Source organism: Agrobacterium sp. (genome assembly GCF_032092815.1).
Classification (GTDB): Bacteria; Pseudomonadota; Alphaproteobacteria; order Rhizobiales; family Rhizobiaceae; genus Agrobacterium.
In genome coordinates, this window is the sequence record NZ_DAMDBP010000006.1 from 140,443 (window position 1) to 166,399 (window position 25,957).

Genomic DNA, 25,957 nt, shown 5'->3' on the forward strand with positions numbered 1-25,957 from the left:
GGAGTGCAAGCACGGCCATGACAAAGGCTTCGTTTTAATCAGGGATCTGCGAGCCGACCCAGACCTGCAGGATCTGCTTGATGCCGCGCATCAGCGTGTAGAAGCGCTCGTCCGTGGTCATCAGCATGGGCCAGAGATACTGGTTCCAGCCATAGACAAACATGATGATGAAGATGGCGGCCATCATGGTGCGTGACAAAGGCACCAGAACATCGATGAAGAATTTGAACGGCCCGGCACCGTCGATGCGTGCCGCTTCCAGCAATTCATCCGGAACCGACTTGAAGAACTGCCGGAAATAGAAGGTTCCGGTGGCCGATGCGAGTAGTGGCACAATCAGACCAGTATAGGTGTTAAGCAGACCAAGCTGGCTCATCACCTGATAGGAGGGCATGATGCGCACTTCGAGTGGCAAAAGCAGTGTCGTGAAGATGATCCAGAAGGCGAGCGTTGCAAAACGGAAGCGGAAATAGACGATGGCGTAAGCGGCCATCATCGACAGCACGATCTTGCCAACGGCAAAACCGACGCCGAGGATCAGCGAATTGATGACCATGTTGAAACCGGTGACCTGACCGGTAAAGCCGCCCTTCTGGGTCAGCACCTTTTCATACGTCGCCACCATGTTGTCGCCGGGGAAAACGGTGATGCCGTTGCTGTGGATTTCTGCCGCCGTATGGGTAGAGGTCATGAATGCCACCAGAACCGGCAGCATCAGAAACAGCGAACCAAGGATCAGCACCAGATGGTCGAGAGGTTTTGTCTTGTACATGGTTCTTCCCGCTCAGCTGTAATGGATGCGCTTCTCGAGGAAGCGGAACTGGATGATTGTGAGGGCGAACACCACGAGCATCAGAATGACCGACTGCGCAGACGAACCGCCGATATCATTGCCACGAAAACCATCCATGAAGACCTTGTAGACAAGGGTAATCGGGTTGTTGGCGGCCTTGTCCTTCACCATCACATCAATGATCGCGAACGTGTCGAACAGCGCGTAGGTGATATTGATGATCAGCAGGAAGAAGGCGGTTGGCGTCAGCAGTGGCAGGATGACCGTCCAGAACCGTCGGAAACCAGAACGGCAATCAATGGCCGCCGCTTCACGCACCGATACGGGCACACCCTGTAAGCCGGACAGGAAGAAAATGAAGTTGTAGGGGATCTGCTTCCACACGGCGACGGTGATCATCGCGAAGGCCGTATCGAAGTAGTTCAACCCGACCTTCATGTCCCAGCCAAACCACGAGGCCAGTTTGACGAAGGGGCCGATATGCTGGTCAAAAAACATCATGCCGATGAGGCCTGCGACCGGTGGCGCAATCGCGTAAACCGAGATCAGCAGGGTCTTGTAGGCGGAACTGCCACGGATGATCTTGTCTGCCTTGACAGCGAGAAGAAGTCCAAGCGACAGCGAGAAAAACGTGACAAGTGCGGTGAAAAGCACCGTGAAGCGGGCAATATTGCCATATTCGGAACTGGATACCGCATCGGTGTAGTTATCAAGGCCGACGAACGTCGAGCCGAAACCGAATGGGTCTTCAATATAAAAAGAAGACTGCACTGCCTGAACCGATGGCCAGTAGAAAAAGATGACGATCACCGCCAGTTGCGGTGCCAGAAACAGATAGGGAAGAAACGACGAGGAAAACTGCACACGTTTCATGCCAGCCGGTTCGGCAATGACAGCCGGCTTGTTCGCCTTGGTTATGAATCCGGGAAGAAACCGGATGCGGCGCGGTTGAGAGGATGTGTAAGCCACGCTCGTTGCTCCTGAAACAATTCCGGTTTGCCCATCGCAGACGGGCCTTAGAATTGCGCTTTAGGGGTAATCGCTGAATGGACCTCCCTTCCACCAGGGGAAGGAAGGTCCAGTTTGAATTAGGCTATCAGGGAGTGCTGATATCAGCCGGCCGTCTTGGCAAAACGTGCGAGCAGCTCGTTGCCTTCCTTTTCGATGGTTTCAAACGCCTGCTTTACAGTCGTTTCGCCAGCGAAAATGCGGTTGTATTCGCGTTCCATGATCGAACGGATCTGTGGGTAGAAACCGAGGCGGTAACCCTTGGACCAGTCGCCACCCTTGAGCATCAGCTGCTTGATACCAACTTCAGCAACAGGCTGCTTTTCGTAGTAGCCTTCAGACTTGGTCAGCTCGTAAGCAGCGTTGGTGATGGCCACATAACCGGTTGCTTCATGGTAGAACTTCTGGATTTCCGGCGATGTCAGGAACTGGAAGAAGTCAGCCGAGCACTTGTTTTCGGCTTCAGGCTTGCCAGCCATGGCAAACAGGGCTGCACCACCGATGAAGGTGTTGGTGCCAGCGCCTTCAACTGACTTCCAGTAAGGCAGGAAATCAGCCGAGAATGGCATGGTTGCAGTCTTCTGCAGACCACCGAACGAACCGGAAGAACCGATCCACATGGCAACCTTACCTTCTTCGAAAGGCTTCTGGTTGTCGGCCCAGCCAGCGCCGTAATAGGCGTAATAACCGTTATCAGCCCAGGACTTCAGCTTCTCGAACATGTTGATCAGGTTCGGGTCGGTGAGGTTCATCTTGGTGTCAACAACGCTGTCGTAACCATTGTTGTTGGTTGCGAACTGCAGGTTATGACGCGAGAAGAAGTTTTCGGTGAACTGCCAGGTCAGCTGCGAGGCGGTCAGCGCTGTGTAACCGGCTTCTTTCAGCTTCGGCGCGATGGTTTCGAATTCCTCCCAGGTCTTTGGCACTTCAACGCCAGCCTTCTGGAAGGCTTCGGTGTTGATGTACATGATCGGAGCGGAAGAGTTGAACGGCATGCCGACGAACTTGCCTTCGGAATCCGCGTAGAAATAACGTACGCCCTGGATGAAGGCTTCGCGGTCGAACTTGTAACCGGCGTTGTTGATCAGGTCTTCAGCAGGGATCACTGCGCCCTTGGCGTTGATGATGGTGGCGGCACCGGCATCAAAAACCTGCAGGATGTTTGGCTGTTCGCCGGAGCGGAATGCCGCGATACCGCTGGCCAGAGCTTCTTCATAAGTGCCCTTGGAAACCGGGGTCAGCGCACATTCGGTCTGCGATGCGTTGAACTTCTGCGAAATCTCGTTGATGACTTCGCCGTTACGGCCACCCATGCCATGCCACCAGGTGATGTTGGTGGCCGCCATGGAAGACGTTGCCGAAACGCTGATGGCCACTGCGGCCATGGAAAACTTCTTGAGCATTACTCGATCCTCTCCACCAGTTGATTGGGGTGAGGATGCGAATAGTGGCGTTCCATGACGCCACTTTAACAGTTATGTGTCAGATTTGTTACAGTCGTGCATAACGCTGATTGCACGTCATAATTAAATGCTCGATCATTTGTTCAGGCACCCCGTTCAAAACGCATCGCGGAAGTGGCGCGGCCATGACCATGGTAGAATGGCGACAATATCAAACCGTAGGGATAAGTGTGCCGTGCCACGCATGCGGGTCCGCCAGATATCGGCGGCGGCACGGATGCGCTTTTGTGATTCAAAACTGACCGCATCCACAGCCATGGTTTCAGCCTTGCGGGCCTTGACCTCGACCATCGCCACCAGGTTCCCCTTGCGGGCAATGATATCAATCTCGCCCAGTGGCGTTCGGTAGCGCAGCGCCAGAATACGGTACCCTTTGACCATCAGATAAAGCGCGGCCAGATACTCTGCGACGTGACCACGCCTATGCGCCTTTTTTCGTTTGCCATTCCGGTCTTCAACCGCCATTGGCATTCTTCATGTCGAGCAGGCGCTGGTAGAGTTCCTTGCGTGGCAGGCCAGTCAGCCGCGCCGCTTCCGATGCCGCCTTGGCAGCGGGCATGGTGGAGGCCAAATCCTTCAACAGGTCTTCCACGTCCTCGATGTCGGGCACTTCGTCAAATGACGGTGGCTCGATCAACAGCACGATCTCGCCCTTGACCACCCGATCCTCATTGTACCACTCGGCAAGTTCACCAAGCGTACCGCGGCGGAACTCTTCAAATGTCTTGGTCAGTTCGCGGCACACCACCGCGCGACGATTAACACCCAAAACTTCGGACGCCACCTTGATGGTGGCACCGATGCGATGGGGCGATTCAAAAAAGATCAGGGTTGCCGGTGTCTTGGCAAGCTCAGAAAACCGGTCGCGTTTGCCGCGGTCTTTGACCGGCAAAAATCCTGCAAACATAAAGGCATCGCTTGGCATGCCCGAACCGACCAGTGCAGCAAGCGGCGCGGATGCGCCGGGAATGGGAACCACGCGGTAACCTGCCTCAAGTGCCAATTGGCCGAGGCGGTAACCAGGATCTGAAACCAGCGGCGTGCCAGCATCGGAAACCAGAGCCACCGATTTTCCGGCCTCCAGCGCTGCCAGCAATTTCGGGCCCGCCTCATTGGCATTGTGCTCATGATAGGAAAAAGGCCGGTTGCGAATGCCATAACGGTCAAGCAGGATGCGGGTGACGCGGGTGTCCTCACACGCCAGCACATCAACCGAGGCCAACGTCTCAAGCGCACGCAGGGTAATATCGCCAAGATTGCCGATCGGTGTGGCGACAAGATACAGCGCCACATCCAGCGGGCGCGCCGGAACCGTAACGCCACCAACCAGATATCCCTTCACGCCAGTTGATGGCGTGCCGCTCGTTTCATTATCCGTCACTGTTATTTCCGATCCTTAGCCGCAACTTTCCTGCCTTTATGGTAAAGACACGATGCGTGAACAAGGGTGCCAGGGCGTTTTTGGCTGTGGATCATGTTGTATAGCACCAAAATGGAGCGACCGACGCACATTCGCCTCTTGCATTTTTCCGCATATCTCTGCCATTTTGCCCGTCCCACAGTTTCTGGCTCAGCCAGACATGCATAAAATTGTCGAGCCGGATTTCCGGTTCGCGCGGTCGAAAGCGGTAGTGTCCATGCGTATTACTCTTGAGCGTTCCAACCTTCTCAAATCGCTGAACCATGTCCACAGGGTGGTGGAGCGCCGGAACACCATTCCGATCCTCTCGAACGTGCTGCTGCGCGCGTCGGGTGCAAGCCTTGACATGAAGGCGACCGACCTTGATCTCGAGATAACAGAAGCGACACCGGCCATGGTCGAGCAGGCTGGTGCTACCACCGTGCCGGCACACCTGCTGTATGAAATCGTGCGCAAGCTGCCTGACGGTTCCGAAGTTCTGCTGGCAACCAGCCCTGATGGCTCGTCGATGACGGTCGCGTCGGGCCGTTCCAAGTTTTCGCTGCAGTGCCTGCCGGAAACCGATTTCCCTGATCTGACTGCCGGCACCTTCAGCCACACCTTCAAACTGAAGGCGACCGATCTGAAGATGCTGATCGACCGCACCCAGTTTGCCATTTCGACGGAAGAAACCCGTTATTACCTCAACGGTATTTTCTTCCACACGATTGAAAGCGGCAATGATCTGAAACTGCGCGCCGTTGCCACCGACGGTCACCGTCTTGCACGCGCCGATGTCGAGGCGCCATCCGGTTCGGAAGGCATGCCGGGTATCATCATTCCACGCAAGACCGTGGGTGAATTGCAGAAGCTTGTCGACAACCCGGAACTGATCGTGACCGTTGAGGTCTCGGATGCCAAGATCCGCCTGACCATCGGTTCGATCGTCATGACATCCAAGCTGATCGACGGCACTTTCCCGGATTACCAGCGTGTTATCCCGACCGGCAACGACAAGGAAATGCGCGTTGCCTGCCAGAGCTTTGCCCAGGCCGTTGACCGTGTTTCGACCATTTCGTCCGAACGTGGTCGTGCCGTGAAACTGGCCATCACCAGCGGCCAGTTGACGCTCACAGTCAACAACCCGGATTCCGGCAGTGCGACGGAAGAAGTCGCCGTTGATTACGACAATGACTCGATGGAAATCGGTTTCAACGCCAAGTACCTGCTTGATATCACTTCGCAGCTTTCTGGCGACGACGCGATTTTCCTTCTGGCCGATGCCGGTTCGCCGACCCTGGTGCGTGATACTGCTGGCGACGACGCCCTTTATGTTCTGATGCCGATGCGCGTGTAAAGTCCGCCGGCTCAACGCATTGTAATATCTGTTGAAACGCCGGAGGATCACCCCTCCGGCGTTTTTCGTTTCACATAATTGGAACACGTATTGCCATTGAGAAAACGTCGCACATCGACCTAACTCTGCTGCGCCCCATGTCGCTAACGCAGCACCATGCAACGATTTTTTGCGTTATCCCCTAGAAAGAAAATATCTGCAGAGAACCCAATTGCGACATTTTGCCTTGTTTTTGCGGCAAACGAGCGCAACATAACCAACGACAATGACTGTCGCCGATAACCGGAGAGGGAACAAATGGGTCTAAGCCTAAAGGAACGTTTCGGGAAAAAATTCGAAGAAGAAATCCGCTTCTTCAAGGGAATGGTCAGCCAGCCGAAGGCAGTTGGCGCAATTGTTCCAACCTCCTCCGTCACGGCACGCAAGATGGCAAGCGTCATCAACCCGCATTCAGGTCTTCCTGTTCTTGAGCTTGGCCCCGGAACCGGCGTGATTACCAAGGCAATTCTGGCGCGCGGCATAAAGCCGGAAAATCTGACGGCCATAGAATTTTCAACTGATTTCTACAATCAGCTCCTGCGGCACTATCCCGGCGTCAATTTCATCAATGGTGATGCGTTCGACTTGGAGGGAACGCTCGGCGACCAGAAAGACCAGGTTTTCGACAGCATCATTTCCGCCGTGCCGCTTCTCAACTTCCCAATGTCGGCCCGCACACAACTTCTGGAACAGTTGCTCGACCGTGTGCCAGTTGGACGCCCCGTCATCCAGATTTCCTACGGGCCTGTCTCACCGATCATTGCGCAGCCTTCGCGTTACCACATCAGGCACTTCGATTTCGTCGTGCGCAACATTCCGCCAGCACAGCTATGGTGTTACACCCGCAGCTGATCCCGCAAGTGCCCTCAAGAGCCTTTTCAGTTGACATGAAAAGGCTCTGACTGTTTCTGGGTCCGTTTTTCCTTGCGGAACAGCGCATGTCGTGCGACTTGGACGCGACCTAAACACGGGGAGCCGAGATGACCGCACGCGAACGCCTGATCGTCGGACTTGATATTCCGACTGTAAAAGAAGCCGAAACAATCGTCAGCCAGCTGGGTGATGACGTTCTGTTTTACAAGATCGGTTATCAGCTTGTGTTTGCCGGTGGCCTTGAGTTCGCCCGTGATCTTGTCCAGAGCGGCAAGAAAGTCTTCCTCGACATGAAATTGCTGGATATCGACAACACCGTTGCCTCCGGTGTTGAAAACATCGTCAAGATGGGCGTGTCGATGCTGACCCTGCATGCCTATCCCAAGGCCATGCGCGCCGCCGTCAAGGCTGCCGAAGGCTCAGATCTCTGCCTGCTTGGCGTGACCGTGCTGACATCCATGGACAATGATGACCTGATCGAAGCGGGTTACAGCGGCGATGCTCGCTCGCTGGTGTCCCTTCGCGCCAAACAGGCACGTGATGCTGGCATGGGCGGTATTGTCTGCTCGGCAGAAGAATCGAAAGCCGTTCGCGACATTCTTGGCCCTGACATGGCCGTCGTCACACCGGGCATTCGCCCGGCAGGTGCGGACCACGGCGACCAGAAGCGCGTGATGACACCGTTTGATGCCATTCACGCTGGCTCCAGCCATCTCGTGGTCGGTCGCCCGATCGTCAAAGCTGCCGATCCGAAGGCCGCAGCACGCGCCATTCTGGCTGAAATGCAAGGTGCCCTCTAAAGGAGTTGAACTATCATGGCCAAGGCTTACTGGATTGCCCGCATCGATGTGCGCGATACCGAACGTTACAAGGACTATGTTTCGACCGCCAAACCTGCCTTTGACCGGTTCGGTGCTGTGTTCCTTGCCCGTGGCGGCGAGTTTACCGAACTTGAAGGCACGGCGCGCCAACGCAACGTGCTGATCGAGTTCCCGTCACACCAGGCGGCAGTCGACTGCTTCAACTCTCCTGAGTACCAGGCAGCCCTAAAAATTCGCCGTGAAGTATCCGACGCGGAACTGGTTGTTGTCGACGGGATTTGACGCAAAACAAGCGGGAATGGAGAACCATTCATCAAAGGGTCATCCTTGATGCTGTTCTCTCTTCACCTGCTGCCAGCTTTCAGCTAAGAGACGAATAAAACCTAAGCAATTCCGTTCGCAGGAGCCTGTCATGACCTTGGCAAATCTTCCCCCTCTCGTCACCGTATTCGGCGGTTCGGGCTTTATCGGGCGTCATGTGGTACGGACGCTGGCAAAGCGTGGTTATCGTATCCGCGTTGCCGTACGTCGTCCCGATCTTGCAGGCTTCCTGCAACCGCTCGGCAATGTTGGCCAGATATCCTTCGCACAGGCCAATCTTCGTTACCGTCAGTCCATCGACAAGGCGATTGAAGATGCCGATCACGTCGTCAACTGCGTTGGTCTGCTGTTCGAAAACGGCCGCAACACATTTGATGCCGTGCAGGAATTTGGTGCCCGCGCCATTGCTGAGGCAACCCGCGCCACCGGCGCCACACTGACCCATGTTTCCGCGATTGGCGCCGATGCCAATTCCGCATCTGCCTATGCCCGCACCAAGGGACGTGCAGAAGCTGCCATTCAGAGCATTCTGCCGGAAGCTGTCATTCTACGTCCGTCTGTGGTGTTCGGTAATGAAGACGAGTTCTTCAATAAGTTTGCCCGTATGGCGCAGACCATGCCATTCTTGCCATTGATCGGCGGTGGCCACACAAAGTTCCAACCGGTTTACGTCGAAGATGTTGCCGAGGCTGTCGCCAAGGCCGTTGATGGTGCTTTGAAGCCAGGCGCAGTCTATGAGTTGGGTGGTCAGGAAGTCATGACGTTCCGTGACTGTCTTGAGGCAGTTCTGGCAGCGACCTACCGTCAGCGTCCTTTCGTGTCTCTGCCATTCCCGATCGCTTCTCTGATCGGCAAGGTTGCTTCGCTTGTGCCGTTGCTCACACCGCCATTGACCGCTGACCAGGTAACACTGCTGAAGAAGGACAATGTCGTTTCCGAGGGCGCACAGAAGAACGGTCTGACGCTTGATGCCATGGGCATTACGCCAGTTCGCGTTTCTTCCATCCTGCCGACCTACATGGTGCATTACCGCGCACATGGGCAATTTGCCAAAACTGGCAAAGCGGCCTGAGTGCAGGCTAAGAAAAATGACATCAAACATATTCGCTCGGGAACAATTTCCGGGCGAATTTCGTTTGGACAAACATTCGGCGAAACGGAAAGCGTGGCACAAGCGCAACGCTGAATAAGACTTTGCATTAACCGTGCATTCAGCAAGCTATACTATTGATAATCACCGGTAGGGCACATATACCCCAGCCTCGCATTCCCAGATGGACCAACCCATCATGCGGATAATATCATTTGAAAGGCATCTATAATGGGCAGGTCTATCGCACTGTTTTTTGCGTGTGCGGCATTGGTAGTTCTGGCAGGTTCTTTCATGGCACCGGGTACCGTTGCTGCTGGCAAGAGTGAATGTGCCCCAGCTTATGGTGTGGACCCTTGCGCAACCGGCGCGATCCACTGAGATTTCCTGATTTCAGGTCTTGAAAACGGCGAACGGTATTTTTGATCGTTAGCGCCTCTTGGAGCCTTTCCTGCATATAAATCGGGAAAGGCTTTTGTATTTCAGGTCATACCGGACCGGAAACAATCTTCCGCTGATGCAGCCCGTAAAGTCATTGAGCTCTTCAGCCAATGGTCAGCAAGGCAATCAACCCGAAGGTGCCGACCAGAATGCGCCACCAGGCGAAGACGGCAAAACCACGCTTCGATACAAAGTCCAGCAACGATCGGACGACAAAAAGGCCGGAGATGAACGCGGCAATGAAGCCGACAGCGATAAGTGCACCATCGTCAAAACTCAAGGAATCACGGTTCTTGTAGAGATCAAGCGTGAAAGCGCCAAGCATGGTTGGCATGGCAAGAAAGAACGAAAACTCTGCAGCAGAGCGTTTGTCGGTTCCCATCAACAGTGAGCCAACGATGGTCGCACCGGAACGCGATGTGCCGGGGATCATGGCAAGACATTGGAAGAAACCGATCTTGATGGCGAGGGATGGCGGATAATCCATGATGTCGGTGTATTTTGGCGTCAACTTCATGCGGTCGACAACCAGCAAGATCACGCCACCAACGATCAACACGAGACAGATCAGCATCGGGGTTTCAAATAGCACTTCCTTGATGAAACCGTGGGCGAAAGCGCCGATAATGGCAGCAGGCAGGAACGCCAGCAGAACCGCCAGCACGAAACGACGCGCCTTGGCACTGGTTGGCAGGGCCATGGCAATCGACAACAGCTTCTGAAAATAAACCAGCAGGATAGCAAGGATCGCACCGAGTTGGATTAGCACGGCAAATGTATTGCCAGGTGATTTGAAGCCCAGGAAATGCCCGGCAAGCAGCACATGTGCAGTTGACGATACCGGAATAAACTCCGTCAATCCCTCTATGATACCAAGCAGCAAAGCGCTGATGATCGATTGGTCGGCCATATGAAATCCTTCAGTATATACAGGGGAGGATGTGGACGATGGTCCGTTGGGTTTAAACTTGTTTTAAAATAGCTAAACTCTTATAGCTTTTGCCACAGGCGCATATTCGCAGCAGTGCAGCACGAGCCGTTCACAATCACCAACATCGAAATTCGAGCATCAATGCCTACTCTTTATCATTCACCGATGTCTACTGCATCCCGGTTTGTACGTCTTATTCTGTCAGAATATGGCTTTCAGTGTGATTTGGTAGAGGAACAGCCTTGGGAGAAGCGCAGGGAGTTTCTGGCGCTGAATCCGGCAGGTACACTGCCGGTTTATGTTGACGACAATATGAGAGCGCTTTGCGGCCCGAATGTGCTGGCCGAGTTTCTTGATGAAACCCATGGCGTGTTAAAACGCGACCGCCGCCTTCTGGCAGAAGACCCGTTCCAGCGCGCAGAAATTCGCCGCCTGACGGAGTGGTTCCTGCAGAAGATGGAAAATGACGTGACGCGCCCCTTGGTGCGCGAGCGTGTCTACAAATTGCAGATGACCGCCGCACAGGGCGGTGGCGCACCAGACTCCAAACTGCTGCGCACGGCCCGCGCCAACATTCGTCAGCATATGCGCTATCTGGAGTGGCTTTCCGGGTCGCGCACATGGCTTGCCGGCGACCGGTTGAGCTATGCTGACCTCGCAGCGGCAGCTGGCGTTTCCGTGCTGGATTATCTGGGAGAGATCGACTGGCTCGAATCCCCCATTACCAAGGAATGGTACCAAAGGCTGAAGTCCCGGCCGTCCTTCCGTCCGATGCTCGGGGAACGGATAAGGGGCCTTGCACCTTCGTCACATTATGCGGACCTCGATTTCTGACCCGGTGAAACAGACTGCGACCTCCAGTGACCGTGACGGCCAGCGCCGCGCGAAGCTGACGAATTTCGTGCGCTCGGAAGCTGCCGCAGTCGGTTTTGATCTCTGTCGCATCACTGCACCTGACAGCATTCCGCAGGCTCCTTCGCGACTGCGCGACTTTCTACAGGCCGATTACCACGGCACGATGAGCTGGATGGCTGAAACGGAAGAGCGGCGCGGCGACCCGCGTGTTCTCTGGGGCAGCGTTCGCTCCATCGTCATGTTCGGCATGAATTATGGTCCGGAGGAGGATCCGCGCACACTGCTCGAGAGACCGGACAAGGCAGCAATTTCCGTTTACGCCCGCAACCGCGATTACCACGACATCATCAAAGGCAAGCTCAAGGAAGTGGCAACCCGATTTGCGGCACGCGCCGGTGAAGATGTGAAAGTGTTTGTCGACACCGCACCGGTGATGGAAAAACCACTGGCGATGGCAGCAGGGCTTGGCTGGCAGGGCAAACATACCAATGTTGTCAGCCGCACGCATGGTTCCTGGCTGTTTCTGGGCAGCCTGTTCACCACCGCAGACCTGGAATTTGACCGGCCGGAGCGAGACCATTGCGGCTCGTGCAGTTCCTGCATTAACGCCTGCCCTACCAATGCCTTCCCTGCCCCCTACAAGCTGGATGCGCGGCGCTGCATTTCCTACCTGACCATTGAGCACAAGGGGATTATCGAACCCCACTTTCGCCCGCTGATCGGCAATCGCATCTATGGCTGCGATGACTGTCTGGCCGCCTGTCCGTGGAACAAGTTCGCGCGAAACGCATCAGAAATGAAGCTCAAGGCACGCGACGATCTGACTGAACCATCGATTGCATTTCTGCTGACGCTTGACGACCCGACATTCCGGACCTTCTTTAGTGGTTCTCCGGTCAAGCGTATCGGCCGCAACCGCTTCGTGCGCAATGTGCTGATTGCCGCCGGCAACTCCGGCGACCCTGGCTTTATCGATCAGTGTCTGGACCTGACCCACGACCCCTCGCGTGATGTGCGCGGCATGGCAGTCTGGGCCTTGTCGCAACTGATGGACAAACAGTCTTTCGACACTTACGCTGCAACACGCGAACCGGATGATGATCCCGACGTGCAGGAAGAATGGCGACTGGCAGGAGCATAGAATGCATGCGATGATTTTGGGTGCCGGATATTCTGGCAAGGCGATAGCACATGCTCTCCAAGCCCATATCCCGCAGATTTCAGGGACAACCCGTTCGCCAGACAAGGCCGAGCAGCTCGAAAAGCTCGGAATAAAGCCATTTGTCTTTAATGGCGAAGAGCTGAGCGAGACGTTGCGTGATGCTTTTTCAAACGTAACCCATCTCATACAATCCATTGCACCCAACGATGCCGGCGATCCGTTGCTGCGTCTGATCGGCGACGCGCAGCTGCAAAGCCTGATGCCGAAGCTGCAATGGGTTTGTTACCTGTCCACGGTCGGTGTTTATGGCGACCACGGCGGCGAATGGGTGAATGAAGACACCGCCTGCCGTCCGGTCTCTGTTCGCTCCGTACAAAGAGTGGCGGCAGAAGACGCCTGGATGGCGCAGACCAAAACCTCCGGTATTCCCCTCTCCATACTCAGGCTTTCGGGCATTTACGGGCCAGGACGCAATGTCTTCCGCAACCTGGAAAACGGAACGGCACGCCGGCTGGTCAAAAAGGACCAGGTGTTCAACCGCATCCGCGTTGAGGATATTGGAACGGCTTGCACCTTGCTTTTGACGCGGAAAGCCGATGGCATCTTCAACGTGACGGATAGCGAACCCTGCCCGCCACAGGATGTGGTGACCTATGCTGCTCAACTGATGGGGGTTGAGCCACCTCCAGAGCAGGATTTCGAGACGGCTGAACTGACCGCCATGGCCCGCTCCTTCTACGGCGAAAACAAACGTGTCTCCAATCGCCGTCTTCAGGATATGGGCTTCCACTTTCGCTACCCGGATTACCGGAAGTCGTTACTGCAAATGTGGGAAGACAAGGTCTGGCAAGACTAGATTTGCGTCGGAATCCGACACTGTTTTCCGCATGAAAAATTCATCCAATGCCAGTTTAGCGGATGAATTTATCAAGAAATTGCCACATTAAGATTTAGCTGAACCGGTTCTGCGGCACCGGATTCACAAGCTTGGAAAATTTTTTCATAACGGTTTTGTGAACTGCACGACGTTAATCTTCATGAGCAATTGCATTCCAATTTACTGTTGATTCTAAAGAAATTTTTCATTCATTTTCAAAAAACTCAACATTTTCAATCATTCTGATAAAATCATGATTATTACATTCATTTATATTTCGTGATTAGAAAAAGGCTCTTTTTTGCCATTTTTCGCCCTCTTTAAGCGCCGCACAGATCAACCGGCGCCCGCTGATGATAAAGGGAAGCACAATTTGATGAAGTTCGGCCACAAGACTGTTGCCCTTGCGACTATAGTTTGCTGTTCACTTATCGCTCCACTTCAAGCCAACGCAGCAAATGGCTGCGGCGGAGCCTCCTGGTATGCACTAACCTCGAAGACTGCTTCGGGTGAACGCATGAACCCGGCTAAACTCACGGCAGCGCATCGCTCGCTTCGGTTTGGCACAAAAGTCAAGGTTACCAACAACCGCAATGGCAAGGCTGTGATCGTCCGCATCAACGATCGCGGACCGTTTATCAAGGGTCGTGTTCTCGATCTTTCCAAAGCTGCCGCACAGCACATCGGCATGGTCAACTCAGGAACCGCCAAGGTTTGCTACCAGATCATCGGATAAACATCGCTTCCCGGCTTCGGCTGAAACCGGGAAACGGCGTGAAAGCCTTGCTCTCGCCGCCATTCACCGCTACCAACCAGACGATCATAGTTGAGAGGTAGCATATGCGTTTGGGCGGGCGTTTAGCCGGGGCAATCGAGGTACTGGCCGATATCGAGACGCGCAAGCGCCCTGTGGCCGATGCCTTGAAGGATTGGGGACTTGCACATCGTTTTGCAGGTTCGGGTGACAGGGCAGCCATTGGCAATATCGTTTACGATGCCCTGCGCATGAAACTCTCCCACGCCTGGCTGATGGACGACGATAGCGCCACCGCGCTTGGTTATGGTGTGATGCTGCGCCAATGGAACATGACGGCCGACGCATTGCGCGCCGAATTCGACGGCGACAAGTTTGCGCCTGAAACCCTTTCCGACAGCGCACTCAACGCCTTCCAGTCCCGCAATTTGTCTGATGCACCGCTGTATGTGCAGGGTGACATTCCCGACTGGGTACAGGCCTCGTTTGAGGAGGCTTTTGGCGACAGCTGGCTGCAACAGGCACAGGCGCTGAATGAACGCCCGACACTCGACCTGCGCGCCAACACATTGAAAGCCACCCGCGACAAGGTGCTCAAGGCGCTGGACGACGCTGGTGCTGAGAAAACGCTTATCGCACGACAGGGCATCCGCATTCCGGCAGGCTCTGGCCCATCCCGCCTTCCAAACGTCACCGCCGAGCTGTCCTTCCAGAAAGGCTGGTTCGAAGTGCAGGACGAAGGTTCGCAGATCGTAGCCGATCTGGCCGGTGCGCAAGAGGGCGAACAGGTTCTTGACTACTGCGCTGGCGGTGGCGGCAAGACGCTGGCCATGGCCGCATCCATGAACAATAAGGGGCAGGTTCACGCCTTCGATGCAGACCGCAAACGTCTTGCGCCCATCATCGAACGTCTCAAGCGTGCTGGCACGCGCAATGTGCAGGTCCATGACCGTGCTGCAGGCCTCAATCCATTCATCGGCAAGTTTGACCGTGTTCTGGTTGATGCGCCTTGCACCGGTACCGGCACATGGCGCAGACGCCCTGATACCAAATGGCGTTTGACAACCCGCAACCTCGAAGAACGCGTCGAGCAGCAGAATGATGCGTTGAAACAGGCCAAGGCATTTGTACGTCCCGGCGGTTTTCTGCTGTATGTCACCTGCTCCGTTCTACCGCAGGAAAATGAACGCCAGGTTCGCCATTTCTGCGCCGAGAACCCCGAATTCAGCATTCAATCCGCATTGCCGCTGTGGGACGGATTGTTTGGCAAGGCAGGCAGACGCCCGCACTCTTCCGATGGCACCACCATGACATTGACGCCTGCATCAACCGATACGGACGGTTTTTTCTTCTGCGCCATGCAGAAATCTGCCTGATCTTGAGCATTTGACGCTCGTCAAAATGACGGGCGTCAGATTCGCTTCTTTGTTTGAAAAGGTTCTAAACTAGATTATTTGACACAGGTTTGTGATTGGTTCAGAACTCGGCTGCCCGCGGCGCAGGATATTTGGCGTCGCAAAAGGAGGGACCATGATCCGCAAATCCATTCTCGGCGCCACACTGGCGCTTCTGGCCGCTTCGGCCGCATTTACCGCCGTTCCTGCTCGCGCAGCAACCGACCCGGCTGCTGTCGTCAAGCATTATGCAGAACTGGCACATGCCAAATATGAAGATTCGCTGAACACGGCAAAGGAACTGGAAAAGGCCGTTGACGCTCTGATCGCAACGCCGAGCGAAGAAACGCTCAAAGCCGCCCGCGCCGCCTGGATCAAGGCGCGTGTTCCTTACCAGCAGTCTGAAGTCTATCGTTTCGGCAACCCGATCGTTGACGAGTGGGAAGGCAAGGTCAATGCCTGGCCGCTGGACGAAGGCCTGATCGACTATGTCGACGGTTCCTACGGCACGGAAAGCGATGAAAACGAGCTTTACGTTGCCAATGTCATTGCCAACAAGACGCTGAAAATCAGCGGCGAAGATGTCGATGCCACCAATATCACGCCTGAATTGCTGCAGAGCCTGCACGAAGCCGGCGAAGTTGAAGCAAATGTTGCCACCGGTTACCACGCCATCGAATTCCTGCTGTGGGGGCAGGATCTGAACGGCACTGGTCCAGGTGCGGGCAACCGCCCTTACACCGACTACGACACCAAAAATTGCACCAATGGCAATTGCGACCGCCGCGCAGCCTATCTGAAGGCTGCAACCACCCTGCTTGTTGCCGACCTGCAGGACATGGTCACCGCTTGGGCACCAGAGGGTGACGCCACCAAGACTGTCACCTCCGATACCAAGGCAGGCATCACCGCGATCCTGACCGGCATGGGTTCGCTTTCCTATGGCGAGTTGGCTGGTGAGCGCATGAAGCTTGGTCTTCTGCTGCATGATCCGGAAGAAGAACATGATTGCTTCTCCGACAACACCTATGCCTCGCATCTGAACGACGCAATCGGCATCGCTTCGGCCTATAGCGGCGAATATACCCGCGTCGACGGCACCAAGATGACCGGCCCGTCACTGTCCGATCTCGTTGTCGAAAAAGACAAGGCGCTGGACGAAGAGATCAAGGGCAAGCTGAACAAGACGCTGGACGCCATGCACGCCATGGAAAAGCGTGCAGAAGCCGGTGAAGCCTATGACCAGATGATTGGTGAAGGCAATGCGGAAGGCAATGCCGTTGTTCAGGCCGCCATTGATGGTCTGGTTGACCAGACCAAGAGCATCGAGCGCGTGATCACTGCCCTCGACATTGGCAAGATCGAGCTGGAAGGCTCCGACAGCCTCGACAACCCGAACGCTGTTTTCCAATAAGAACAAGGCGGGCCGTGTAGACGCTATACGGCCCGATCCACCCATGCTCCATTTCCGGCCTTCCCGGTTGCTTCTTTGCGCGCTGGCTGCAACAGTCCTGCTGCTCCCTGCCTTTGCAAATGACATGAAGCCTGCCGGCCGCAGCGATCTGTCGGTCGAGGATCGCGCTCGTGTCGATGCCGTGACCACGCCGACACAAGACTTTTCAAAACCGGAACCTTTTGAAGCCATGTCTGCCGGGGCAACCACCAGCAAGGCCAAGGCAAACAGTGGCGCTTTTTCGCACTTTTCGGCCAATATGCCGTTTGAACGTCGACAGGACTTCAAGCTCGGCAACGCATTGTTTCAGAAATTATGGGTGTCCTCGCCCTCCTCCACGCAGGCCTCGGACGGCTTGGGGCCACTTTATAATGCCCGCTCCTGCCAAAGCTGCCATGTGAATGATGGGCGCGGACGCCCGCCACGCGAAGGCGAAGAGGCCGTATCGATGTTTTTGCGGCTGGCACGCACGCCGGCGACGCAAGCGGAACAAGACGCCATTGCCCGCCATGACGTATTGAATTTTCCTGACCCCATTTACGGCAGCCAGCTCCAAAACCTGGCCATTCCCGGCCTGAAATCCGAGGGTCGTCTAACCGTTACCTATCAGGAGACGGCTGTGACGCTGGGTGACGGTGAAACCGTGATGCTGCGCAAGCCCGATTATGGCGTTGATGGATTGCATTACGGTGCTCTTGATCCCGCCACCACGCTGTCGGCACGTATTGCGCAGCCCACTCTCGGGCTAGGGTTGATTGAGGCCATTCACGACGATGACATTCTGGCGAAAGCCGATCCGGATGATCGCGACGGTGATGGCATATCGGGCAAGCCAGCGTGGGTAAGGGACCACAGAACCGGTGACCTCAGACTGGGGCGCTTCGGCTGGAAGGCGCAAAATTCCAATGTCCGCGACCAGAGTGCCGCAGCGTTTTCCCATGACATTGGCATTTCCACACCTGACATGCCCAATGCCTACGGAGACTGCACAGACGCCCAGACGGACTGTCTTGCCATGCCGACCGGTGTTCAAGCCCGGCTCGGCACAACGGAAGCGCCTGATCCGGTGATGGACCTTGTGACCTTTTATACGGAAAACCTTGCGGTGCCTGCACGCCGCAAGGTGAGTGATCCGATCACCCTGCGCGGCAAGGAGATGTTCTACACCTCCGGCTGCACGAACTGCCATACGCCAAAATATGTGACGCGCCGTGACGCGACCGACACGTTGCATGCCTTCCAGCTGATCTGGCCTTATTCGGATTTTCTGCTACATGACATGGGCGACGGTCTGGCAGATGGCCAGCAGGTGGGCGAGGCCAACGGACGCGAGTGGCGCACGCAGCCACTGTGGGGTATCGGCCTCACGAAAACCGTAAACGGCAATACCTTCTATTTGCATGACGGGCGAGCGCGCGACCTCAGCGAAGCCATTCTGTGGCACGGTGGTGAGGCGCAGACCGCACGGGATGCATTTGCAGCCTTGCAAAAATCCGACCGGCAGGCTTTGCTGGCTTTTCTGGAGTCCCTCTGATGCGACGTTTGGTGCGACCTGTCATGCGAAAAACCTTGTCCCTTCTGCCATTGATGCTGGTGCTGAGCGCGTTTAACGCCAAGGCGCAGGACGTCGAACTCTTGCCGCCACCGCCGCTTGATCCAGCCAAGGTACGGGTGATCATGAAAAAGGCGGTCGATGATTTCATCAGGCCTGGTTATGCGGCCCTTGCAGCCTCTGCGACCTCGCTGAAAGGCAATATGAAAGCCTTGTGCGCAGCACCGTCGCAGACAACGCTGGATGCGGCCACCGGTGCCTTTGCAGCCACGGTCAAGACATGGTCGACCATTGAAATTGTTCGCGTCGGTCCGGTGATCGAGCAGAACCGTTTCGAGCGCATTCTCTATTATCCCGATCGCAAGAGTCTTGGCCTCAAGCAGGTACAAAGGTACCTGAACGAAAAGGACGAGAGTGTAACACATGCCGAAAGCCTAAAAGGCAAGAGCGTTGCGGCACAGGGGCTCGGCGCGCTGGAATTTGTGCTCTACGGTACCGGATCTGAAACGCTGTTGCAGGAAAAGGATGGATTTCGCTGCCGGTATGGTGCAGCGGTTGCCGGAAACATCGCCAATGTTGCCAAGGATCTTCAGACCATCTGGGACGATCCTGAAGGGGCCAGCAAAAATTGGACACAGCCCGGTCCTGACAATCCGGTCTTTCGTGATGAGCGGGAAGCAATCGTCGCCCTGCTCGGTATTCTCGTACATGGTTCGGAAACCATCCGTGACCAGCGCATAGAGACCTTTTATAAAGGGCCGGACAAGGTCAAGTTCCCGCGCACCGCAATCTATTGGCGCTCCGGCCAGACGTGGAAAAGCATCGCAGACAATGTCACAGCCGTTCAAGCCCTGATGAAAACTGCTGGCATGGCCGACCTTCTGCCATCCGACCAGCGTTCCATCAGCGGTTCTATCGATTTTCTCGCCAAATCCATGGTCAGGGTGGCCGGCACGATTGATCCCGATGTTGAAAAGGCCCTGGCCAATGACGAGCAACGCGCCAAGGTCGATTACCTCCTGCTGAACAGTCGCGATTTCATCTACCGTCTGAACGACCAGTATGGTGGTGCCATTGGTCTCAGTTCCGGTTTTTCCTTCTCCGATGGCGACTGAGGCGCACAGGCGATGACAGGCGCAAAAAGCACCCTGCTGATCGATCGGCGCCATTTCATCAAGGCAGCCGGTGTTTCCTTCCTGACGGCGCTTTCTCCCCGCTCGCTTTATGCGCTGGAGCGAGCAGACGCCGTGTTCGCATCCGGTTTTCGCGCCCGTGACGGCTCCTACGGCATCGCCACCTTAAGCGAAGGTGGCGACATCATCGACCGGCTGACCTTGCCGGCCCGTGCGCATGGCATGGCCACCTGCCACAAGTCAGGCATGACGGTGGCCTTTGCGCGCCGACCCGGCACATTTGCCATGGCCTTCAACCCAGCAGGAGGTGTCGAACCCGTTGTCATGCACACCCCGGAAAATCGGCACTTTTACGGGCATGGGCAGTTTTCGCCCGATGGCTCCATTCTCTACGCCAGTGAAAATGATTTTGACGGCAATCGTGGTGTCATTGGCCTTTACGACGCGCGCGACGGGTTCAGGCGTCTTGCCGAGTTTGATGCCCACGGCATCGGCACCCATGACATGACCGTCAGCGATGACGGCCGCCTTCTTGTGATTGCCAATGGCGGTATTGAAACCCATCCAGACTTCGGGCGCACCAAACTCAATATTGACCGCATGCAGCCATCTCTGGTGCTGCTTGATGCCAAAAGCGGGCATCTGGTGCAGAAACATACTATGCCGGCGAGGTTGAGCCAGCTTTCCACGCGTCACGTCGATCTTGGTGAGGATGGTCGCATCTGGTTTGCCTGCCAATATGAAGGGCCGCGCAATGACCTGCCGCCTCTGGCTGGATATTTCTCCAAAGGCGAAGATATCCGTTTCATCGATCTGCCAGAGGAAACAACCGAGCGGCTGGCCAATTATGTCGGCGCGATTGCCGTCAACCGCCGTGATGGCATTGTGGGACTGACCTCGCCCAATGGCAATGCTGCAGTCACACTGGATGAGGCGACGGGCCAGGTGCTCTCCGAAACAACTGTGCGCGAAGCGGCCGGCGTTGCCGCCGCCGCCAAGGGCATTGTGGTTTCTTCTTATGATGGACGTTTTGGCGACAAGCGCAGCGATGTTGCATTCGACCAGCATATTGTCAGGCTGGTCGAGTAATCGCTGCGTCTCAGGCAGACAGCACTTTGGGTGACGTGTCCGCTGCGGCCTGGCTTTGTTTGCCCATGACGAGCTTCAACGCACGGCCGACCAGCGGCTGATTGGAATCAAAAACCATCAAGCCATGTTTAGCAAAGCGTGGTGGTGCCATGCTGACGTTTTACAACAACACCCTTAAAAGGCGACTTGCAACATATTGATATCAAAGAAGGAAAGTGGCGCACCCGAAGAGATTCGAACTCCTGACCCTCAGATTCGTAGTCTGATGCTCTATCCAGCTGAGCTACGGGTGCGTAACGCGAAGACTTGTTTTGCTTGCGTGGCGATCCTCTAAAACGTCCTATGACTGATTGCAAGCGCTTTTCGTCATAAATTTGCATTTTAAGCCAATAAGCGGTGCGAAAACGCGGGAAAACCAACAGAAAAATCACTAAAATACATTACATAACAATGCCTTATATATTTTACCGCTCAGACAAAGATTTAATTCGGCTCCAAGAGCGATTACCGGTCTTTATCTTTTCCTTATGTCGGGGCGACAAATTCCCAATCGAAACCTGACCTGATGCGGCTCTACCCTTTAGGCGTATCAACAGGAGAACCTGATATGTCCGACCTCATTTTTGTGGGCGTGGGTTTTGGCACCTTGCTGGTGCTCGCCCTTTACGCGCGCGCCCTCGACCGGCTTTGAGAGGTGACCGCACCATGATCGAAGCCCTTTTTGGCCTTCTCGTCGCTATCGCCCTCGGCATTTATCTCGTGGTCACGCTTTTGCGGCCCGAGCGCTTCTGATTCTGCAGGAGATTCCCATGACTATTATCGGGTGGCTGCAAATCAGCCTCCTTTTCCTCGCCGTGCTTTTCACCATCAAACCGCTTGGCCTTTATATGGCGCGTGTTTTTTCCGGTGAACGCACTTTTCTGTCACCGGTGCTCGGCCCATTCGAGCGCGGCCTCTACGCAGCATCCGGCGTGAATGCCAACAAGGAACAGGGCTGGCTCGCCTACACACTTTCCATGCTGGTTTTTTCCATTGCCGGCTTCGTCGTGCTTTATACGATCCTGCGCTTGCAGGCCCACCTGCCGCTGAACGCGCAAGGGTTTGCCGGTATGTCTTCCGACCTTGCCTTCAACACGGCCGTTTCCTTCGTCACCAACACCAACTGGCAGAACTACGGCGGTGAAACCACGCTCAGCCATTTCAGCCAGATGGCGGGTCTAACGGTGCAAAACTTCCTGTCTGCCGCCACGGGCATGGCGCTTGCCATGGCCCTGACACGCGCCTTCATTCGTTCGAAGGTTTCGACCCTGGGCAATTTCTGGGTCGATATGACCCGTGCCACACTTTACGTGCTGCTGCCAATTTCCATTGTCGTTGCCATTGCCTTTGTTGCCATGGGCCTGCCGCAGACACTTGAGACGGCTGTGACCGCCACCACGCTGGAAGGCGCGCAACAGGTTATCGCGCTTGGTCCTGTCGCATCGCAGGAGGCCATCAAACAGCTTGGCACCAATGGCGGCGGATTTTTCAACGTCAATGCTGCCCACCCCTTCGAAAATCCAACCGTGTACACCAACTATCTGAACATGTTCGCCATGTTGTCGATTTCGGCAGCGCTGGTTTACACATTTGGACAGATGGTCGGAAACCGCCGTCAAGGCTGGGCACTGATATCAGCCATGGCAATTCTGCTAATTGCAGGAGTTAGCGTCACCTACTGGGCAGAAGCGCAGGGTAACCCGATCCTGACGTCGATCGGCGTTGATCCTGCCCTTGGCAATATGGAAGGCAAGGAAGTTCGCTTCGGCCAGGCCATGACCGCGCTTTATGCCGCTGTCACAACAGGTCTCTCGGATGGTGGCGTCAACGGCATGCAGGGCTCCTTCACCGGCCTTGGTGGTCTGGTGCCGATGTTCCTGATCCAGCTTGGCGAAGTGCTGCCGGGCGGCGTTGGCTCCGGTCTTTACGGCATGCTGGTTTTTTCCATTCTGTCGGTCTTCGTGGCCGGTCTGATGGTTGGCCGCACGCCAGAATTTCTTGGCAAGAAGATTGAAGGCCGGGAAATGAAATATGCCATGCTGGCGGTGTTGATCCTGCCACTGGTCATTCTTGGTTTCACGGCAGTTTCGGCCATGTTGCCTGTTGCCGTTGCCAGCATTGGGACGGCAGGTCCGCACGGTCTTTCCGAAATTCTCTATGCCTACACGTCGGCTGCCGGCAACAATGGCTCTGCCTTTGGTGGCCTCAGCGGCAACACCGTCTGGTACAACACCACGCTTGGCATTGCCATGTTGCTTGGCCGTTTTGCCTATGTCGTGCCTGTCATGGCGATTGCCGGTTCGCTGGTGGCCAAGATCAAGGTGCCACCATCGTCAGGTACCTTCCCGACCAATGGGCCACTGTTTGTGTGCCTGCTGATCGGCATCATCCTCATTCTCGGTGGCCTGCAATTTTTCCCGGCACTCGCACTCGGCCCTGTCGTCGAGCACCTTGCCATGCTTGGCAACCAGAGCTTCTAAAGGAATACATCATGTCAAAGGATCATAAGGCTCCTGGACTTTTCGACCCTGCCATTGTGCTACCAGCGATGCACGACGCTTTCCTCAAGCTCGACCCGCGCCAACTGGTGCGCAATCCGGTGATCTTTGTCACCGAGGTTGTTGCGCTGGTGGTCACCCTGCTGTTTCTACGCGACCTTGGTTACAATACGGCTCAAGCGTCCTTCTCAGGCCAGATAGCCGCCTGGCTTTGGTTTACGGTGCTGTTTGCGACCTTCGCTGAATCGGTTGCCGAAGGCCGAGGCCGCGCGCAGGCCGACAGCCTGAAAAAAGCCAAATCCGAACTGGTTGCCCGCCGTTTGTTGTCGTCAGGGAAAACGGAAAACGTGCCTGCGACCAATCTTAGGGTTGGCGATATCGTCATCGTTTCTGCCGGAGAGCTTATTCCCGGCGACGGTGACGTGATTGAGGGTGTGGCATCCGTCAATGAAAGCGCCATTACAGGCGAATCCGCACCTGTTATCCGTGAATCCGGCGGTGATCGCTCGGCTGTTACAGGCGGCACGCAAGTACTGTCAGATGAAATCCGCATCCGGATTGGTGTTGCCCCTGGTTCCAGTTTCGTGGACCGCATGATCGCGTTGATTGAAGGCGCCAAACGTCAGAAAACTCCGAACGAGATTGCACTGTCCATTTTGCTTTCGGGACTGACACTGATCTTCCTGTTTGTCTGCGTGGCGATATGGGGACTGGCAGGTTACTCCGGCACAGTCCTGTCGGTCACGGTTCTGGCCGCGCTTCTGGTCACGCTGATCCCGACCACCATTGGCGGTCTTCTCTCGGCCATTGGCATTGCCGGTATGGACCGACTGGTGCGGTTTAATGTCATTGCCACCTCGGGCCGTGCTGTCGAGGCAGCCGGTGACGTGGATACCCTGCTGCTGGACAAAACTGGTACCATCACCTTCGGCAACCGCATGGCCAGTGATTTTCTGGCTGCGCCCAGCGTCAGCCAGGCAGAACTGGCGGAGGCGGCACTGCTTGCCAGCCTTTCCGATGAGACACCGGAAGGTCGCTCCATCGTGGCGCTTGCAACAGGTGAGTTTGGCATTGCCGTGCCTAACAGCACATTCGACAACATCATTCATTTTTCTGCCGAAACACGCCTGTCCGGCGTCGATATCGGCGAGCGCCACTTGCGCAAGGGCGCTGTCGATTCCGTTTTGAAATATGCGGGCCTTAGCGACGAGGCGGCACCGGCGGAATTCCGCCAGGCCGTTAACGGTATTGCACGCAGCGGCGGCACACCGCTGGCTGTGACGGACGGTAAACGTCTGCTGGGTGCCATCCACCTTAAGGATGTTGTCAAACCCGGCATCAAGGAACGGTTCGCCGCACTGCGCGCCATGGGTATTCGCACTGTGATGGTCACAGGCGACAACCCGGTAACAGCGGCGGCGATCGCTTCGGAAGCCGGCGTTGACGATTATCTGGCGCAGGCTACCCCAGAGGACAAGCTCTCCTACATTCGCCGTGAGCAGGAAGGTGGTCGCCTGATCGCCATGTGCGGCGACGGCACCAATGATGCACCGGCGCTGGCGCAGGCTGACGTCGGCGTTGCCATGCAGACAGGCACGCAGGCCGCGCGTGAGGCAGCCAACATGGTCGATCTCGACTCCAGCCCAACCAAGCTGATCGAGATCGTTGAAATCGGCAAACAGCTGCTGATGACCCGCGGTTCGCTGACCACGTTTTCAATTGCCAATGACGTGGCGAAATATTTCGCCATTATCCCGGCACTGTTTGTCGTAACCTATCCGGCGCTTGGTGCATTGAACATCATGCAACTGGCGTCGCCGCAGTCGGCCATTCTGTCAGCGGTGATCTTCAACGCGCTGACTATCATAGCGCTAATTCCGCTGGCGCTGCGTGGCATCAGTTACCGTCCGGCAAGTGCCGCCGTTCTGCTGCGCCGCAATCTGCTGATTTACGGCTTTGGTGGTCTTCTCCTGCCCTTTGCCGGCATCAAGATCATCGATCTCACCATCACAGCTCTCCATCTGGTGTAACCATGTTGAACCATATTCGCCCTGCCCTGACACTGCTTCTTGCCATGACTGCCCTGACGGGACTGGCCTATCCGCTTGCCATTACCGGCATTGCGCGGGCCATGTTCCCGGCCGAGGCCAATGGCAGCCTTGTTGAACGCAACGGAGCCACTATCGGCTCTTCGCTGATCGGTCAGAATTTTTCGACTGATCGTTATTTCTGGCCACGACCATCCGCCACCGGTCCGGACGCCTATAATGCCTCCGCCTCATCCGGCTCCAATCTCGGCACGACCTCCATAAAATTGCGCGACCGTGTTGCCGCAGATGTGGAAAAGCTGAAGACATCCGGAATGGGGGCACCCGTTCCCGCCGATGCCGTGATGACGTCGGGGTCAGGATTGGACCCGGAAATCTCTGTCGATTATGCCGGTGCGCAGATTACCCGCATCGCAACGGTCCGTGACCTGCCACGACAAGCCGTGGCTGATCTTGTGTCGCAACATGTCAAAAAACGCGATCTTGGCTTCATCGGCGAGCCGCGTGTAAATGTGCTAGAGATCAATCTGGCGCTGGATCAGTTACAGTGATTCAGGCATCACCCTC

General features: G+C 55.7%; 24 protein-coding genes, 1 tRNA gene and 1 pseudogene. 18 read left to right on the forward strand and 8 right to left on the reverse strand.

Going from position 1 to position 25,957, the window contains the following annotated elements; genetic code table 11:
• The 5 genes and pseudogenes from RT613_RS05240 to rsmI all read right to left on the reverse strand — a co-directional run.
• Window positions 1-772, reverse strand: a pseudogene (locus tag RT613_RS05240) (ABC transporter permease subunit); the annotation flags it as partial.
• A gap of 12 nt (window positions 773-784) precedes the next feature.
• Window positions 785-1,762 (reverse strand): ABC transporter permease subunit, encoded by a 978-nt coding sequence (locus RT613_RS05245; protein WP_313613529.1) that lies wholly within the window; start codon window positions 1,760-1,762, stop codon window positions 785-787.
• A gap of 143 nt (window positions 1,763-1,905) precedes the next feature.
• Window positions 1,906-3,204 carry an extracellular solute-binding protein gene (locus tag RT613_RS05250; RefSeq protein ID WP_313613530.1) on the reverse strand — a complete coding sequence of 433 codons (1,299 nt, stop codon included), beginning with the start codon at window positions 3,202-3,204 and terminating at the stop codon, window positions 1,906-1,908.
• 156 nt (window positions 3,205-3,360) lie between these two features.
• Window positions 3,361-3,729, reverse strand: coding sequence for a YraN family protein (locus RT613_RS05255; protein ID WP_313613532.1), 369 nt, complete (start codon window positions 3,727-3,729; stop codon window positions 3,361-3,363).
• Complete coding sequence (gene rsmI, locus RT613_RS05260; RefSeq protein WP_313613579.1) at window positions 3,719-4,606, reverse strand: 16S rRNA (cytidine(1402)-2'-O)-methyltransferase; 888 nt, start codon at window positions 4,604-4,606, stop codon at window positions 3,719-3,721. Before rsmI ends, RT613_RS05255 begins: the two co-directional genes overlap by 11 nt.
• A 295-nt stretch (window positions 4,607-4,901) precedes the next feature.
• Here rsmI and dnaN point away from each other — a divergent pair, with 295 nt between their 5' ends.
• The 5 genes from dnaN to RT613_RS05285 all read left to right on the forward strand — a co-directional run bounded on the left by dnaN (window position 4,902) and on the right by RT613_RS05285 (window position 9,146).
• A complete protein-coding gene (gene dnaN / locus RT613_RS05265; RefSeq protein WP_313613534.1) occupies window positions 4,902-6,020 on the forward strand; it encodes a DNA polymerase III subunit beta in 1,119 nt (372 codons plus the stop codon).
• 297 nt (window positions 6,021-6,317) lie between these two features.
• Window positions 6,318-6,911 (forward strand): phospholipid N-methyltransferase PmtA, encoded by a 594-nt coding sequence (pmtA, locus tag RT613_RS05270; protein ID WP_313613536.1) that lies wholly within the window; start codon window positions 6,318-6,320, stop codon window positions 6,909-6,911.
• Window positions 6,912-7,039: 128 nt separating this feature from the next.
• Window positions 7,040-7,732: an orotidine-5'-phosphate decarboxylase gene (gene pyrF / locus RT613_RS05275; RefSeq protein WP_313613537.1), complete on the forward strand. Its 693-nt coding sequence runs from the start codon at window positions 7,040-7,042 to the stop codon at window positions 7,730-7,732.
• A gap of 15 nt (window positions 7,733-7,747) precedes the next feature.
• Window positions 7,748-8,035 (forward strand): DUF1330 domain-containing protein, encoded by a 288-nt coding sequence (locus tag RT613_RS05280; RefSeq protein WP_313613538.1) that lies wholly within the window; start codon window positions 7,748-7,750, stop codon window positions 8,033-8,035.
• 130 nt (window positions 8,036-8,165) lie between these two features.
• Window positions 8,166-9,146, forward strand: coding sequence for a complex I NDUFA9 subunit family protein (locus RT613_RS05285; RefSeq protein WP_313613539.1), 981 nt, complete (start codon window positions 8,166-8,168; stop codon window positions 9,144-9,146).
• Window positions 9,147-9,708: 562 nt separating this feature from the next.
• On the opposite strand, the gene RT613_RS05290 is transcribed toward RT613_RS05285, so the two are convergent.
• The gene (locus RT613_RS05290; protein ID WP_313613541.1) at window positions 9,709-10,515 is read right to left on the reverse strand and encodes an undecaprenyl-diphosphate phosphatase; all 807 of its coding nucleotides are present in this window, start codon (window positions 10,513-10,515) and stop codon (window positions 9,709-9,711) included.
• A 162-nt stretch (window positions 10,516-10,677) separates the two neighbouring features.
• Here RT613_RS05290 and RT613_RS05295 point away from each other — a divergent pair, with 162 nt between their 5' ends.
• From RT613_RS05295 to RT613_RS05335, 9 genes are all read left to right on the forward strand, one after another.
• Window positions 10,678-11,370 carry a glutathione S-transferase family protein gene (locus RT613_RS05295; protein ID WP_192486735.1) on the forward strand — a complete coding sequence of 231 codons (693 nt, stop codon included), beginning with the start codon at window positions 10,678-10,680 and terminating at the stop codon, window positions 11,368-11,370.
• On the forward strand, window positions 11,351-12,532 hold the full coding sequence (gene queG, locus RT613_RS05300) for a tRNA epoxyqueuosine(34) reductase QueG (RefSeq protein WP_409558770.1): 1,182 nt from the start codon (window positions 11,351-11,353) through the stop codon (window positions 12,530-12,532). The genes RT613_RS05295 and queG overlap by 20 nt, the downstream gene beginning before the upstream one ends.
• Before the next feature lies 1 nt (window position 12,533).
• Window positions 12,534-13,409: an SDR family oxidoreductase gene (locus tag RT613_RS05305; protein WP_313613544.1), complete on the forward strand. Its 876-nt coding sequence runs from the start codon at window positions 12,534-12,536 to the stop codon at window positions 13,407-13,409.
• Between the two features lie 397 nt (window positions 13,410-13,806).
• Window positions 13,807-14,166: a septal ring lytic transglycosylase RlpA family protein gene (locus RT613_RS05310; RefSeq protein WP_313613581.1), complete on the forward strand. Its 360-nt coding sequence runs from the start codon at window positions 13,807-13,809 to the stop codon at window positions 14,164-14,166.
• Between the two features lie 104 nt (window positions 14,167-14,270).
• Window positions 14,271-15,560 carry an RsmB/NOP family class I SAM-dependent RNA methyltransferase gene (locus RT613_RS05315; protein ID WP_313613545.1) on the forward strand — a complete coding sequence of 430 codons (1,290 nt, stop codon included), beginning with the start codon at window positions 14,271-14,273 and terminating at the stop codon, window positions 15,558-15,560.
• A gap of 154 nt (window positions 15,561-15,714) precedes the next feature.
• Window positions 15,715-16,992, forward strand: coding sequence for an imelysin family protein (locus RT613_RS05320; RefSeq protein WP_313613546.1), 1,278 nt, complete (start codon window positions 15,715-15,717; stop codon window positions 16,990-16,992).
• Window positions 16,993-17,035: 43 nt separating this feature from the next.
• Window positions 17,036-18,565 carry a di-heme oxidoredictase family protein gene (locus RT613_RS05325; RefSeq protein WP_409558767.1) on the forward strand — a complete coding sequence of 510 codons (1,530 nt, stop codon included), beginning with the start codon at window positions 17,036-17,038 and terminating at the stop codon, window positions 18,563-18,565.
• Between the two features lie 11 nt (window positions 18,566-18,576).
• Complete coding sequence (locus RT613_RS05330; protein ID WP_409558771.1) at window positions 18,577-19,698, forward strand: imelysin family protein; 1,122 nt, start codon at window positions 18,577-18,579, stop codon at window positions 19,696-19,698.
• A 12-nt stretch (window positions 19,699-19,710) separates the two neighbouring features.
• A complete protein-coding gene (locus RT613_RS05335; RefSeq protein WP_313613552.1) occupies window positions 19,711-20,805 on the forward strand; it encodes a DUF1513 domain-containing protein in 1,095 nt (364 codons plus the stop codon).
• 10 nt (window positions 20,806-20,815) lie between these two features.
• Here the strand turns inward: RT613_RS05335 and RT613_RS05340 are convergent, their stop codons facing one another.
• On the reverse strand, window positions 20,816-20,956 hold the full coding sequence (locus RT613_RS05340) for a hypothetical protein (protein WP_313613553.1): 141 nt from the start codon (window positions 20,954-20,956) through the stop codon (window positions 20,816-20,818).
• Window positions 20,957-21,021: 65 nt separating this feature from the next.
• Window positions 21,022-21,098, reverse strand: a tRNA-Arg gene (locus tag RT613_RS05345).
• A gap of 412 nt (window positions 21,099-21,510) precedes the next feature.
• On the opposite strand from RT613_RS05345, the gene kdpF reads away from it, so the two are divergent.
• The 4 genes from kdpF to kdpC are packed head-to-tail and all read left to right on the forward strand — an operon-like array spanning window position 21,511 to window position 25,941.
• Entirely contained in the window at window positions 21,511-21,597 is an 87-nt protein-coding gene (gene kdpF / locus RT613_RS23850) for a K(+)-transporting ATPase subunit F (protein WP_409558772.1), read from the forward strand.
• 17 nt (window positions 21,598-21,614) lie between these two features.
• Entirely contained in the window at window positions 21,615-23,324 is a 1,710-nt protein-coding gene (gene kdpA, locus RT613_RS05350; RefSeq protein ID WP_313613555.1) for a potassium-transporting ATPase subunit KdpA, read from the forward strand.
• 11 nt (window positions 23,325-23,335) lie between these two features.
• Window positions 23,336-25,372 (forward strand): potassium-transporting ATPase subunit KdpB, encoded by a 2,037-nt coding sequence (kdpB, locus tag RT613_RS05355; protein ID WP_313613556.1) that lies wholly within the window; start codon window positions 23,336-23,338, stop codon window positions 25,370-25,372.
• A 2-nt stretch (window positions 25,373-25,374) separates the two neighbouring features.
• Window positions 25,375-25,941 (forward strand): potassium-transporting ATPase subunit KdpC, encoded by a 567-nt coding sequence (gene kdpC, locus RT613_RS05360; protein ID WP_313613557.1) that lies wholly within the window; start codon window positions 25,375-25,377, stop codon window positions 25,939-25,941.
• The last annotated feature ends 16 nt before the right edge of the window (window positions 25,942-25,957 follow it).

Bases quoted from the DNA above. Each gene is read 5' to 3' on its own strand.
- RT613_RS05320 (WP_313613546.1), top strand. From the start codon at position 15,715: ATGATCCGCAAATCCATTCTCGGCGCCACACTGGCGCTTCTGGCCGCT.
- kdpB (WP_313613556.1), top strand. From the start codon at position 23,336: ATGTCAAAGGATCATAAGGCTCCTGGACTTTTCGACCCTGCCATTGTG.
- dnaN (WP_313613534.1), top strand. From the start codon at position 4,902: ATGCGTATTACTCTTGAGCGTTCCAACCTTCTCAAATCGCTGAACCAT.
- queG (WP_409558770.1), top strand. From the start codon at position 11,351: ATGCGGACCTCGATTTCTGACCCGGTGAAACAGACTGCGACCTCCAGT.
- RT613_RS05340 (WP_313613553.1), bottom strand. From the start codon at position 20,956: ATGGCACCACCACGCTTTGCTAAACATGGCTTGATGGTTTTTGATTCC.
- RT613_RS05285 (WP_313613539.1), top strand. From the start codon at position 8,166: ATGACCTTGGCAAATCTTCCCCCTCTCGTCACCGTATTCGGCGGTTCG.
- pmtA (WP_313613536.1), top strand. From the start codon at position 6,318: ATGGGTCTAAGCCTAAAGGAACGTTTCGGGAAAAAATTCGAAGAAGAA.
- RT613_RS05335 (WP_313613552.1), top strand. From the start codon at position 19,711: ATGACAGGCGCAAAAAGCACCCTGCTGATCGATCGGCGCCATTTCATC.
- kdpC (WP_313613557.1), top strand. From the start codon at position 25,375: ATGTTGAACCATATTCGCCCTGCCCTGACACTGCTTCTTGCCATGACT.
- RT613_RS05325 (WP_409558767.1), top strand. From the start codon at position 17,036: ATGCTCCATTTCCGGCCTTCCCGGTTGCTTCTTTGCGCGCTGGCTGCA.
- RT613_RS05290 (WP_313613541.1), bottom strand. From the start codon at position 10,515: ATGGCCGACCAATCGATCATCAGCGCTTTGCTGCTTGGTATCATAGAG.
- RT613_RS05315 (WP_313613545.1), top strand. From the start codon at position 14,271: ATGCGTTTGGGCGGGCGTTTAGCCGGGGCAATCGAGGTACTGGCCGAT.
- pyrF (WP_313613537.1), top strand. From the start codon at position 7,040: ATGACCGCACGCGAACGCCTGATCGTCGGACTTGATATTCCGACTGTA.
- RT613_RS05310 (WP_313613581.1), top strand. From the start codon at position 13,807: ATGAAGTTCGGCCACAAGACTGTTGCCCTTGCGACTATAGTTTGCTGT.
- RT613_RS05250 (WP_313613530.1), bottom strand. From the start codon at position 3,204: ATGCTCAAGAAGTTTTCCATGGCCGCAGTGGCCATCAGCGTTTCGGCA.
- RT613_RS05305 (WP_313613544.1), top strand. From the start codon at position 12,534: ATGCATGCGATGATTTTGGGTGCCGGATATTCTGGCAAGGCGATAGCA.
- kdpA (WP_313613555.1), top strand. From the start codon at position 21,615: ATGACTATTATCGGGTGGCTGCAAATCAGCCTCCTTTTCCTCGCCGTG.
- kdpF (WP_409558772.1), top strand. From the start codon at position 21,511: ATGATCGAAGCCCTTTTTGGCCTTCTCGTCGCTATCGCCCTCGGCATT.
- RT613_RS05295 (WP_192486735.1), top strand. From the start codon at position 10,678: ATGCCTACTCTTTATCATTCACCGATGTCTACTGCATCCCGGTTTGTA.
- RT613_RS05255 (WP_313613532.1), bottom strand. From the start codon at position 3,729: ATGGCGGTTGAAGACCGGAATGGCAAACGAAAAAAGGCGCATAGGCGT.
- RT613_RS05280 (WP_313613538.1), top strand. From the start codon at position 7,748: ATGGCCAAGGCTTACTGGATTGCCCGCATCGATGTGCGCGATACCGAA.